Source organism: Aequorivita todarodis (genome assembly GCF_028561335.1).
GTDB lineage: Bacteria > Bacteroidota > Bacteroidia > Flavobacteriales > Flavobacteriaceae > Aequorivita > Aequorivita todarodis.
This window is the reverse complement of record NZ_JAQQTG010000020.1, coordinates 176,005-189,546: the sequence shown is the minus strand read 5'-3', so window position 1 is coordinate 189,546 and position 13,542 is coordinate 176,005. Positions and strand designations below refer to the sequence as shown.

Genomic DNA, 13,542 nt, shown 5'->3' with positions numbered 1-13,542 from the left:
TTGAATGAAATCACTGTTTGCCATAACGTTTTCCTTGCTTATCGTTTTCCAAAGCGTAGGTTTTGGGGTGCAGGATATTCTTCTGCTCGGGCGCTTGGTTCAGCACGCTGAATACCACTCTGAAAATTACGGCGACGATTTCTTCACTTTCGTTGAAAAACACTACGGCTCCTTAAAAATGGAGCACCAGAAAAATCACAATGAGGAAGACGAGGAGCATGAAGAATTACCTTTTCAGCATATTTCCTGCCACCATCTTTCAACAGATGTGGTGCTGGTTCCTTTTGAAATTTCTATTGTAAAGGTGGAAATACATGCACGGCAATCGCACACCTTCCACTATCAAAATCTATACTCCTCACTTGAAAAATTCTCAATTTTTCAGCCACCTAAGTTTGCATAACAAAACGGGCCTTATTCGGAAATAATCGTTTCCAATTTCTTCTAGAGGCCACCATTTATCGCTTTAAAAGCGGTCAGTATCAATTTTTATTATTTCGATTTTCAACAGTTTTATGTTGAAGTTGATAAAACCATAATTTGTTATGCTAACTAAAATCATTCAATTCAGTATAAAGAACAAACTTATCATCGGGCTCTTTACGCTACTGTTGATAGGCTTTGGGGTGTTTTCGCTCACCCAGCTTTCCATTGGTGCCGTGCCCGATGTTACCAACAACCAGGTGCAGGTAATCACCACTTCCCGCAACCTTTCCACCCAGGATATGGAGCAGTTTATCACCTATCCCGTGGAGCTCGAAATGGCGAATTTGCCGGGGGTGATCGAGATCCGCTCCACTTCCAAATTTGGGCTTTCGGTGGTTACCATCGTCTTTGAGGAACGTATGGGCACCTATCTGCCGCGCCAACTCATAGCCGAAAAGATAAAATCGGCCTCCGAAAACATTCCCGAAGGTTTCGGCACGCCGCAGATGGGCCCGATAACCACAGGGCTGGGCGAGATATACCAATACATTCTCGACGTGAGACCGGGCTATGAGAACGCCTATACCGACACCGAACTGCGCACCATCCAGGACTGGATCGTAAAACGCCAACTCTCCGGCATTCCCGGGGTGGTGGAGGTAAACACTTGGGGCGGCCATTTAAAACAGTACGAGGTGGCCATCAATACCCATAAGCTGAACGCCATGAACATCGCGGCCGCGGAAGTCTTCACCGCCTTGGAAAAGAACAACAGCGTTTCTGGTGGAAGTTATATTGAAAAGGAAAACCAAGCCTATTTTATTCGGGGCGAAGGGCTGATTACCTCTTTGGAGGACATCCGAAATATAGTAGTAAAAAACGAGAATGGCTTTCCTATTTATGTGAAGGATATCGCCAAAGTACAATTTGGAAGCGCCCCCCGTTTTGGCGCCATTACTGGCAACGGCCAAGGCGAAAAAATCCTCGGCCAGGTAATGATGCTAAAGGACGCCAATTCCAATCAGGTTATCAAGGATGTGCAGGACCGGGTGGCCGAAATATCCGAATCCCTGCCCGAAGGCGTGTACATCAATCCGTTTCTCGATAGGAGCGTGCTCATCGGGAAAACCACCTTCACCATTGCCGAAAACCTCATTTTGGGCGTGCTGATCGTGATTTTCGTAGTAGTGCTTTTGTTGGGAAATTTCCGCTCGGGGCTCGTGGTGGCCTCCGTTATTCCGCTATCGCTACTCTTTACTCTTTCTATGATGTATATTTTTGGCGTAGATGCCAACTTGATGAGCATGGGCGCCATCGACTTTGGAATTATCATAGACGGGGCAGTGATCATCGTGGAATTTGTCGCCTTTAAAATCAGCAAGCACGCGTCAAAGCTAAATGCCCTTCCTTCTTCCGAAAGGCAAATGGAAAAAGACGAGCTTACCGTGAAAAGCTCCTCAAAAATGATGAATTCCGCCATTTTTGGGCAGTTGATTATTCTGATCGTTTTTATCCCAATTCTCTCCCTCAGTGGGGTGGAGGGCAAAATGTTTATCCCGATGGCGCAGACCTTCAGCTTCGCCCTCATCGGTGCCATGATGCTCTGTTTCACCTATGTGCCCGTGGCCGCCTCGGTCTTTTTAGAGCCTACGGTAGCTTCCAAGAGAAATGTTTCCGTCCGCATTATGGCTTTCCTAAATCGCTTTTACGAACCCACCATCCGCTGGGCCTTGGGCGCGAAAAAGTTGGTGTTGGGCGTTGCGGTGCTGATACTTGCGGCAACCATCTTTATCTTTTCAACAATGGGCGGGGAGTTTATCCCTACCTTGGACGAAGGCGATTTTGTTATCCAGCCCGTGCTGAAAACGGGAACCTCCCTTAGCAATACCATTGCCATCACCACCCAGATTGAAAAAATCCTGATAGACAATTTCCCCGAAGTGGACCAGGTGGTAAGCCGTATCGGTGCCGCCGAAGTCCCCACAGACCCTATGTCCATGGAAGAGAGCGATATTATTATTACCCTTAAACCAAAAAGTGAATGGGTTTCGGCCAAAAGTAAAAATGAACTGGCGGAGAAGTTTAAGGAGGCCTTGGCGATAATCCCCGGAATGGAAGTGGAATTTACCCAGCCCATCGAAATGCGCTTTAACGAACTTATCACAGGAGTTCGGGCAGATATTGCCATCAAGATTTTTGGGGAAGACCTCGACCTGCTCAGCAGCCTTGGCAACGAAATAAAAAACCTGGTGGAAAATGTGGAAGGCGCAGATGACATTATTGTGGAAAAAGTAGCCGGCCTGCCCGAGATGAACGTCACTTTCAACCGTGCCAAAATTGCCCGCTACGGCCTAAACATTGAAGATTTAAACGAAATGATTGCCATGGGCTTTGCGGGGAAATCCATGGGCAGCATTTTTGAGGGCGAAAAACGCTTCGACCTCGTGGTACGGCTGGATGAAAACAACCGCCGCGACCTTTCAAACCTGCAAAACCTCTATGTGGATACCCCTTCCGGGGAAAAAGTGCCCCTGCGCGAACTGGCGGAAATTAAATACGCAAAGGGCGCGGCAAAAATCTCACGCGACGATACCAAACGCCGGATAGTAGTGGGCATCAACGTGCGGAGCCGCGACCTGCAAAGTGTGGTGGACGATGTACAGGAATTGATTGACGCCAACATCAAGCTGCCCGTGGGCTACACTATTGATTACGGTGGGCAATTTGAAAACCTGCAAAGCGCCAAGGACCGCCTGCTGATAGCGGTACCCGTGGCCTTGCTCCTGATATTCGTGATGCTGTATTTCGCCTTTAATTCGGTCAAGGAGGCTTTGATGATTTATTCCGCCATACCCTTGGCGGCGGTGGGTGGCGTGTTGCTGCTCTGGCTGCGCGATATGCCCTTTAGCATCTCGGCAGGGGTCGGTTTTATTGCCCTCTTCGGAATTGCGGTGCTCAACGGCATAGTGCTGATAGAACATTTTAAGGAACTCAAAAAAGAAGGTATGACAGATAAAAAGGAACTGATAGTACAGGGAACAAAAGACCGACTGCGGGCGGTATTGTTGACGGCTTTGGCTGCCGCCCTTGGGTTTTTGCCGATGGCCGTTTCAACAAACGCCGGGGCTGAGGTGCAAAGACCCTTGGCAACCGTGGTCATTGGCGGCTTAATAACCGCTACCATTTTAACCTTGGTTGTGTTGCCGGTGCTCTATTCAATTTTTGATTCAGATAAAAAAACAATCAGTTTAAAAAGAAAAACTAAAAAGTTGCCTGTGGCCATACTTATTTTCTTGCTTGGCTTTTCGGGAATGGCGCAGGAGTCGCCCAAAACCTTGGAAGACTTACAGCAAATGGCCTTGGAAAACAACGCGGGTCTAAAAGCGGCCTCCCTCCAGAAAGAGGAAGCAAACGCTTTGATAGGCAGTGCATTCAATTTCGATAAAACTACGGTCTTTTATGAATTCAATGAAAATGATTTAGGACCAAACAACGAGCCGCTCGAAGTTTTTGGCGTGCAGCAGGATTTTCTTTTCCCCACGGTTTATTTCGCCGAAAGGAATGTCAATAAAAGGCAGTTCGAAATGCAAAGTAGCCAATACGAACTTCAAAAGCGAAAAACGGAAGGTTTGGTGGCCGCTGCCTATTATCAGTTTCAATTTGAAAAAAACAGGGAACGCGTTTATCAAAGCTTGGACAGTCTTTACCAAAACTTTGCCCACGCCGCCCAACGCCGTTTTGAACTCGGGGAAACCAATTATCTGGAAAAGATAACTGCCCGTGCCAAACAGCGACAGTTGGAAACCGATTATAGGCAGAGTAGGGAAGATGTGCGGATTGCAAGGGAACGTTTGAAGGCAGTTGTTCAATCCCAGGATAGCTTGCAGGTTTCAACCCAAACTTTGGAAAAACTGAAACTTTCACTTTCAAGTATGGAAGCGCACCCAGCAATAGATTATTATGAAAATAGAACAGATTTTTTTAATGCAAAGCGCAGTCTTGAAAAACAGCATTTGTTACCAGACATCAGTCTTTCCTATTCCCTGGGAAGCAATTCGGGCTTGAGCCAAAATCTATATGCCTATCAAATTGGCCTTAAGATTCCGTTGCTCTTTAGCGGGAATGCCTCAAAAATAAAAGCTTCCAAAATTGCGGCGAACGTAAGCCAGCAGCAAGCTGAGGATTATAAAATCCAACTCAATTCACGAAAACTTCAATTGCTCAACGAGGTTTCAAAATATGAAGAAGCACTGAGTTATTATGAAACCGAGGGAAAATCCCTTTCCGAGGAAATTTTAAAAACGGCAAATATCGGTTTTAAAAATGGGGAGATAGACTTCTTTCAATTCATCCAAAGCCTTGAAAACGCCTATGAAATTGAACTGCAATACCTCCAAAATCTGAACAATTACAATCAGGCGGTCATCGCCCTTAACTATTTAATACTCTAAAAATATTCGTTATGAACTATATAAAATCACTTTTGTTGCTTTCCATTTTAGTTTTGGCGGCCTGCAACAATTCAAAAACAGAGGAAGCCACTCTTGAAATGGCTTCGGAAGAAAATAATTCAGGAATAATCCATCTTTCAAAAGCGCAGTTTGAAAATGCAAAAATGGAGATAGGCCAACTCACCGAAAAACCCTTTGCGGAAACAGTGCAAACCAGCGGGATGATTGACGTGCCGCCACAGAGCCGGGCGGTGATAAGTGCCTTCGCGGGCGGATATATTAAAAACACGCCGTTGTTGGTGGGCAATAAAGTCTCCAAGGGACAACGTTTGGTAACACTGGAAAATCCAGAGTTTATAACGATGCAGCAGAACTATTTGGAAACCGCCGAGCAGCTTTCCTATTTAAAATCGGAATACGAGCGGCAGCGGATTATGTTTGATGAAAAAATCACTTCCCAAAAAAGTTTTCTAAAAGCCGAGAGCGAATACAAATCGAACTTGGCGCGCTACAACAGCCTCAAGAAAAACCTTGAAATGCTGAATATAAACCCAGCATCGGTCCAAGCGGGAAATATCGTTTCAGCAGTAAATATTTACAGTCCCATAGACGGCAACGTGACCCAGGTTTTTGTAAACACGGGTACCTACGTTTCCCCGGCCGATAAGATTATGGAAATTATGAATACAGACCATATCCACTTGGAATTAAAGGTTTTTGAAAAAGATCTCCTACAGCTTAAAAAGGAACAGGAAATTTTATTTACGGTGCCTGAGGCCTCAAAAGAAGTTTTTAAGGGCAAGGTATATTTAGTGGGAACTTCCATTGACCCGAACAACAGAACTTCTTTGGTCCACGGGCATATAGATGAAAAGGATGAGCAAAACTTCACTGCCGGAATGTTTGTTGAGGCGCAGATTGTTACGGGCACTTCAGACCAGTGGGCGCTTCCGGAAAACGCCGTGGTGGAAATGGAAGGGAAACACTACGTGTTAAAAATTGAAAATGAAACTGCCGACGAATTTGAAATCCTTCCCGTGGAAGTAAAAATTGGAGCAACTTACAATGGCTTCACAGCAATTGGGAAATCGGAAGAATTTAAACCTGAAACTAAGTTTTTAACCAAAGGTGCATTTGTGCTCTTACAGGAAGAAGGAGGAGGGGGGCACGATCATTAAGAACCAAACGTCATTGCGAGCGCAGCAAAGCAATCTCATGAGGGTTAGGCAATGCCCCCAACAGATTGCTTCAGTTGCTCCTTGGGTCGCTCCTTCGCAATGACGTTATTCGACCCTTCTTCTAGCTTTGTTCGAAGCTTGTTCGAAGAATGGGCCCTTTCTTCGAACAAAATACGAACATGGTACGAACAACACTCGAACAAACACCCTTGAAGGTCGCAAGTTGCTAAGTTTGAATTTTGTTTAAAAACGGTCAAAAGTGTGCAAATGTGGTCAGGGAGAATCATTTGGCATCAAGGGCAGTCAAAGTTGGTCCGTGGTGGTTAAATGTGTTTTAAACCTGCGTGCAAATAACTGATTCCTTGCATCAAGTTTCCAAAGTTTGTTAAAAACCGCTCGATCAAACCAATTTCTTCTTTTGGGGTTTTTAAGTGTTACAAAATACTTCAAACCTGTTCAAAATATCACAAGAACCCTCCAAAAAAAATCAATTAAAATCAATACGCATCAAAAGCGGTCAATACGTTTATGGGCTTGGTGTTCAGGAAATTGCACTTTATTTTAGACTTGAATTTTTAACTGAATGTCTAATTTAAATTTTAAAAATTATGGGAAAAATTCCAGACGGCATTTTCGGAGGTTTCACCCCGCTGGTGCGCGATTGCATCGCGTTCTTCCCGGTCTTTCCCTATTTTGTTTTCGTTTTGACTCCAAAATGATAGCTCAAAAAATTTAGGTCAAATAAATCATAAGAAACGAACATCCATTTCAATTTTATACGTATCTTGCTACTACCGCACATTTGGGCTGCTATTCTCCTCCAAAAAACAGCCACGTGAAAAATTATATAATTTCCTATCAAGAATTATAATACTCCACCACAACAATTTTATAATTTTATTTCAATAATTATATTACTTTTACCTGCAAGAAACGTGCGATGCATTCGCAACTATCTGCACTTTGCATTGTAATTACCTGAGCTTTATTAGAAATTAACCATTCCCCCAATAGCAATTCCCATGGCACTTAAATACCGCATCACCAAACGCAAGGACAACATTGGCCCCGAGGGGCAGGAATATTATATCATGCAGGCCATTGGCACGGGCGAGATAGATATTAAACGGCTCAGTTACCTGATAAGCAATGAGTGCACCGTAAAGCGGCCCGACGTGGTAGCGGTGCTCACCGCCCTGGGCGATAAGATGAAGGAGCTGTTGGCAGATGGCCACGTGATCAACCTCGAAAACATTGGCCGCTTTAAAATGGGCTTTAAAAGCACCCCGCAGCCCAGTCCCGAATTGCTGCGGCCGCACGAGATAAAAAAGTTCCACATCAACTACCAGCCCACCCCGGAAATGAAAAATTGGCTAAAAGGCAAATCTATAGACGTGGTAAAGGAGCCCCGGAAGCGGTAAAAACCCAAGCTGTTGGCTTTCAACATTCACGCAATTAAAGAGGCGTATTTCATCGATTATTTACTTCCTAAATTTTTCTTAAAGGAAAATTGATATATCTTTCGGGTTCTCCCCAGAAAATTTGTCGCCAATGCGGTTTCCCGTAATGGGATGGATTTATATTGTTTTATATTTGAATAATTTCCCAATATCAGATGAAATCAACCGAAATTCAGCATAACGTCCAGAACCTGATTGACAACTTCTCTAAAGATGAGTTTGTCTTTGACTTATTAATAGCCTACGGCATTTCAAAAACATCTGTAACCAGATTAAAAAAAGGAGACTACAACTTATCCAAAGTTGAAGGTGAAATACTTTACAAAAAGAAAATTTTCTTTAAAGTAGAAGCTACGGACAAACTGTTGAGCAGTATTGACACCATAACAAAAGAAGAACGTATCTTAAAACACAAACCGAGATTTGCCATCCTTACCGACTACAAACAAATTGTCGCTAAAGATCTTCTGAAAGGTAAAAACCTTGACGTCAAGATAAAGGAGTTACCCAACTATTTCGACTTCTTTTTGCCTTTGGCAGGAAGTGAAGTGTACAATGCAAGCAACAACAATGAAGCGGACAGAAACGCTTCTTACAAAATGGCTTCTTTGTACGATTTGTTGATTGAGGAAAACCCTAACATCTACAACTCAAAAGAAAGCATTCACCACCTCAATATTTTCTTGTCTCGTTTGTTGTTTTGCTTTTTTGCAGAAGACACCGAAATATTTAAAACGGAAAGTATTTTTACTGATACGCTTGCACAACATACTGTCGAAAACGGAAAAGACACCAATACATTTTTAGATGAGTTGTTCGACAGGTTGAATACTGAAAAAGTTGACCATCTGCCAGACTATCTTAGAAAATTTGAATATGTAAATGGTGGCTTGTTTAGTCAAAAAATCAGTTCGCCAAGATTTACTTCGAAAGCAAGAAAGACGCTTATCGAATTGGGCGAATTGCAATGGAAGGACATCAATCCTGACATTTTCGGTTCAATGATTCAAGCAGTGGTTGATAAAGATTATCGTAGCGATTTGGGGATGCACTATACTTCGGTAGAAAACATCCTGAAACTGATTAAACCACTCTTTTTAGACGAATTGTATGAGGAATTTGAAAATGCAACAACAGTAAAACAACTCAATGCACTCATTCAACGCATTTCTAAAATCAAATTCTTTGACCCTGCTTGTGGTAGCGGAAATTTTTTGATTATCACTTACAAAGAAATTCGCTTATTGGAAATAAAGATTCTGCAAAAAATTACCGATTTAGAAACTACACCAACGTTCAAATGGACTTCTGTAAATCTCTCACAGTTTTACGGAATAGAGATAGACGATTTTGCACACGAAATGGCAATCCTTTCGCTTTGGTTGGCAGAACACCAAATGAACCGAGTGTTTGAAGAAATGCTGTTTGATTACGGGAAATCCAAACCCATTTTACCACTTAAAGAAGCAGGACAAATACAACAAGGCAATGCCACAAGAAGAGATTGGAATTCAGTTTGCCCAATTACGGAAAAGGATGAAGTGTATGTGATTGGCAATCCGCCTTATTTAGGCTATAAAGGTTGGGATGAAGAACAAAAAAAGGATATGTCTATCGTATTTAACGGGTTTAAAACTGTTAACCGCTTAGATTATATAAGTTGTTGGTTCAAAAAAGGTGCTGACTACATAAAAGGAATGAATGCAAAACTCGCATTTGTTAGCACTAATTCAATCTGTCAAGGTGAACAGGTAAGTTTAATATGGCCTTATTTACTCAATAGTCTTGAAATTAACTTTGCTTATAATTCATTTAAATGGACAAATAATGCAAAGGGAAGTGCAGGTGTATCTGTTGTAATTATCTCTCTAAGAAACATCTCAGATAAGGACAAAGTCATTTTCGATGAAAACTTTAAAACTTTATCAAAAAACATAAATCCCTATTTAACTTCAGGCAGTAACATTTTTATTCAAAAAAGAGATGCACCAATTTCTAATTTACCTGAAATGGCACTTGGTAGCAGTGGAATTGATGGTGGACATCTGATTTTATCTAAAGAAGAGCGTGAAGAATTTTTCAGAACGGATTCAACTTCCAAAAAGTTCATTAAAAAATTTGTTGGTGGTAATGATTTTTTAAATGGCGTTGAAAGATATTGTTTATGGATTGAAGATGACAAAATTGAGGAAGCGTATAATATAAAACCTATTAAAGACAGGGTTGATAAATGTGAAATATATAGATTGAATGCAGGGAGAGATGCTCGTAAAGCAGCAGAAGTGCCTCACAGATTTTTTTATAGGAAGTATCAAAGTGGCGAGTCAATTATAATTCCAATGACTAGCTCTTCAAATCGGAATTACATCCCTGTTGGTATTGAACCAGATGGCTCAGTATTAAGTAACGGAGTGTTTGTTATTTATAATTTTTCACCTTTCCATTTTGGCATATTAAGTTCAAAGTTACATTTACTTTGGGCTAAAGCTGTTGGTGGTAAAATGAGAGAAGATATTAGGTATTCTGTAAATTTAGTTTACAACACCTTCCCTTTTCCAGACATCACCACCAAGCAAAAGGAAAACCTCAACCAATACGTGTTTGATATTTTGGATGAGCGAGCCAAACACCCCAGCAAAACTATGGCTCAGTTGTACAACCCAGCCACAATGCCCAAAGGTTTGCTACAAGCCCATCAAGCACTCGATACTGCCATAGAGCAATGTTACCGTTTGCAACCTTTTAAAAACGATACCGAGCGTTTGGAGTATTTGTTTAAGCAATATGAGGAAATGGTAAAAAAGGATACGCTGTTTGCGAAGCAGAAGAAAACTAGAAATAAGAGAGTTAAAAAATAAGATATGCCAAATTTAGTACACGTAGAATACGACCAAACAGGAAAGAGCAAAAGCACCAACGCTCTTGGAATGCGGGAAATGCAAGAAAAGGCATACGAAGGCAGAACCGCACAGTATTTATTATTGAAAGCACCGCCAGCATCAGGTAAATCGAGAGCTTTAATGTTTATCGCCTTAGATAAACTTCAACATCAGGGCATCAACAAAGTAATTGTTGCGGTTCCTGAAAAGTCTATTGGTGCATCTTTTGGTTCAACAGAATTAAAGAAGTATGGCTTCTTTGCCGATTGGAATCCAAATCCAAAATACAACCTCTGCACACCAGGCGAAGAAAAAAGTAAGGTAACGGCATTCTTGAATTTTTTAGAATCGGATGAACAAATTCTAGTTTGTACGCACGCTACATTGCGTTTCGCTTTTGATGGTTTAGACCCCAAAAAGTTAGACAATACTTTGGTCGCAATAGATGAGTTTCACCACGTTTCAGCAGAAGGCGACAATATTTTAGGTCAGGTTTTGAAAAGCATTATGCACAATTCTACCGCTCACATTGTCGCAATGACGGGTTCGTATTTTAGAGGCGATAGTATTCCTGTTTTAATGCCCGAAGATGAAGCGAAATTTACCAAAGTAACATACACCTATTACCAACAATTAAATGGATACGAGTTCTTAAAGTCGTTGGGAATCGGCTACCACTTTTACACGGGCAAATACTTCAAGAAACATCCTGAAAAAGAAATGTCGGCTTTGGCGGAGATTTTAGATGAAAATCAGAAAACCATCATTCACATTCCAAGTGTAAATTCAGCCGAATCATCCAAAGAGAAATACGAAGAAGTCAATCACATCATTGATGTTTTGGGCGAATTGGAGTATCAAGACGAGACAACAGGCGTTCTGCACATTAAAAGCCACAAAACAGGCAGGATTTTAAAAGTGGCCGATTTGGTTAATGACAATCCAAAATCAAGAGATAAAATAAGTGCTTATCTACGGACTGTAAATTCGCCAGAGGACATAGACATCATTATAGCTTTAGGAATGGCAAAAGAAGGCTTTGATTGGCCTTACTGCCAACACGCCTTAACCATTGGTTACAGAGGTTCATTAACTGAAATTATCCAAATCATTGGTAGAGCTACAAGAGACAGCAACAACAAAACACACGCACAATTTACCAACCTCATTGCTCAACCAGATGCCGAAGATGAAGAAGTAAAATTATCAGTAAATAATATGCTGAAAGCGATTACAGCATCTTTATTAATGGAACAAGTTTTAGCACCAAACTTTAAATTCAAACTCAAAAAAGACGAAGATGATGAGGACGAAGATGATGACGATAACACGATAAAAATTAGAGGTTTCAAATTACCAACTTCTCAAAGAGCAAAAGACATCATTGAAACGGACTTGAATGATTTAAAAGCAAAAATTCTTCAAGACCCACAAATGCTCAAAGCAATGCCAGGAAACATTGAACCAGAAGTAATAAACACAGTTTTGATTCCTAAAATTATCAGAGAAGTTTATCCTGATTTGGACGAAGAAGATGTTGAAGCAGTGAGACAACACGTAGTTGTAGATTCAGTAATTAAAAACGGAACAATTGAGGAACAAGGCGATAAGAAATTCATCCGTATGGCAGGAAGCTTTGTGAACATTGATGACATCCACATTGACCTGATTGACCAAGTGAATCCGTTCCAAAAGGCTTTTGAAATCCTTTCAAAATCGGTAACAACTCAGGTTTTAAAATTAATTGACGAGCATATTCAATCCACTAAAATTGAAATGACCGAAGAAGAAGCGATTTTGCTTTGGCCAAAAATCAAAGAATGGGTAAAAAACAACAAGGGAGAACAACCAAGTATTCAAGCTTTTGACCACAAGGAAAAAAGAATGGCAGAAGCTTTAGTGTTTTTAAGAGAGTTGAAACGTAAAAAAGCACTTGAGAATGGCTAAGAAGAAACTAACCATAGACGACATTTTTAATGATGATGATTTTGGATTGTTAGATTCTAAAGTCAAGGCTTCAACTGTGAAAACAGATGACGAAAGGCTGATTGATTCTTTTGAGGAAATCAATGTGTTCATTGACAAGAACGACAGAGAACCCAACAAATCAAGTATGTCTGAATATGGTTTAATGGCCAAACTCAAAAACTTTAGAGAAAATGAGGACCAGAAAAAAATCCTCAAACCTTTTGATAGGCATAATTTATTAGGTCACGTAGAAATGGAAAAACAATCCATTGATGACATTTTCAATGATGATGAATTGGGCTTGTTAGATCCTGACAAGGATTTAGACATTTTCAAATTTAAACATACACCAAGACCTGAAGACCGAGCAGAAGCCGATTTTGTGGCTCAAAGAAAACCAATGAAAGAAAAGGACTTTGCGAAGTATGAAAAAATGTTCCTTCAAGTTCACAAAGAAATTAAAAAAGGTAAACGAAAGATTAAGCCCTTAAAGGATATAGATAAACATCTTCAAGTCGGTAACTATTATATTGTGACAGGAGTAATGTGCTATCTTGAAAATGTAAACTTTAAAAGATCTAACGAAAAATTATCAATAGAAACAGCTAGAAGAAAAGATGGTCGAACAAGAACCATTTTTGAAAACGGAACTTATAGCAATATGCTTTATCGTTCATTGGGTAAACAAATTCAGAAGGATGGTAAATTAATTACCAACACTTATGACAAAATTGAACAAGACCTATTCATCAATTCAGGACTTGTAAAAGAGGAAGATGTTCAGTCAGGTTGGATTTACGTTTTGAAAACTAAGTCAGCTAAAAAAGAACTTGCCGAAATAAAGGACTTATACAAAATCGGCTTTGCAAGTGGTTCAGTTGATGATAGAATAAAAAACGCCAAAAACGAAGCAACCTATATGTTTGCAGATGTCAAGAAAATAGCGACTTACAAGGTTTACAATCGGAATGCGAACAAAATTGAGAACCTGCTGCATAGGTTTTTTGCAAATGCTTGTTTAGATATTGATTTGTTTAACGATAAAGGACAAAGACTCAATCCGCGAGAATGGTTTGTAGTTCCTTTTGAAGTCATTGAAGAAACAATCCAATTGATTTTAAATGAAAATATCGTGAATTACGAATACGATACTGAAACAAAAAGAATAAAATTGAAATAG

Annotated in this window: 7 protein-coding genes; all 7 read left to right on the top strand. The window is 40.7% G+C overall.

The genetic code is table 11. The features are described 5' to 3' along the window. Nucleotides 1–4: 4 nt before the first annotated feature. The 7 genes from POV26_RS10130 to POV26_RS10100 all read left to right on the top strand — a co-directional run bounded on the left by POV26_RS10130 (nt 5) and on the right by POV26_RS10100 (nt 13,542). A complete protein-coding gene (locus POV26_RS10130; protein WP_272856354.1) occupies nt 5–403 on the top strand; it encodes a hypothetical protein in 399 nt (132 codons plus the stop codon). A gap of 142 nt (nt 404–545) precedes the next feature. Next, nucleotides 546–4,877, top strand: coding sequence for a CusA/CzcA family heavy metal efflux RND transporter (locus POV26_RS10125; RefSeq protein ID WP_272856353.1), 4,332 nt, complete (start codon nt 546–548; stop codon nt 4,875–4,877). An 11-nt stretch (nt 4,878–4,888) separates the two neighbouring features. Continuing rightward, nucleotides 4,889–6,055, top strand: coding sequence for an efflux RND transporter periplasmic adaptor subunit (locus tag POV26_RS10120; protein ID WP_272856352.1), 1,167 nt, complete (start codon nt 4,889–4,891; stop codon nt 6,053–6,055). 1,022 nt (nt 6,056–7,077) lie between these two features. Next, nucleotides 7,078–7,476 (top strand): HU family DNA-binding protein, encoded by a 399-nt coding sequence (locus tag POV26_RS10115; protein ID WP_045080050.1) that lies wholly within the window; start codon nt 7,078–7,080, stop codon nt 7,474–7,476. A 194-nt stretch (nt 7,477–7,670) separates the two neighbouring features. Beyond that, nucleotides 7,671–10,373, top strand: a complete 2,703-nt coding sequence (locus POV26_RS10110; protein ID WP_272856351.1) for a class I SAM-dependent DNA methyltransferase — start codon at nt 7,671–7,673, stop codon at nt 10,371–10,373. A gap of 3 nt (nt 10,374–10,376) precedes the next feature. Beyond that, a complete protein-coding gene (locus tag POV26_RS10105; RefSeq protein ID WP_272856350.1) occupies nt 10,377–12,341 on the top strand; it encodes a DEAD/DEAH box helicase in 1,965 nt (654 codons plus the stop codon). Further along, nucleotides 12,334–13,542 (top strand): GIY-YIG nuclease family protein, encoded by a 1,209-nt coding sequence (locus tag POV26_RS10100; RefSeq protein WP_272856349.1) that lies wholly within the window; start codon nt 12,334–12,336, stop codon nt 13,540–13,542. The genes POV26_RS10105 and POV26_RS10100 overlap by 8 nt, the downstream gene beginning before the upstream one ends.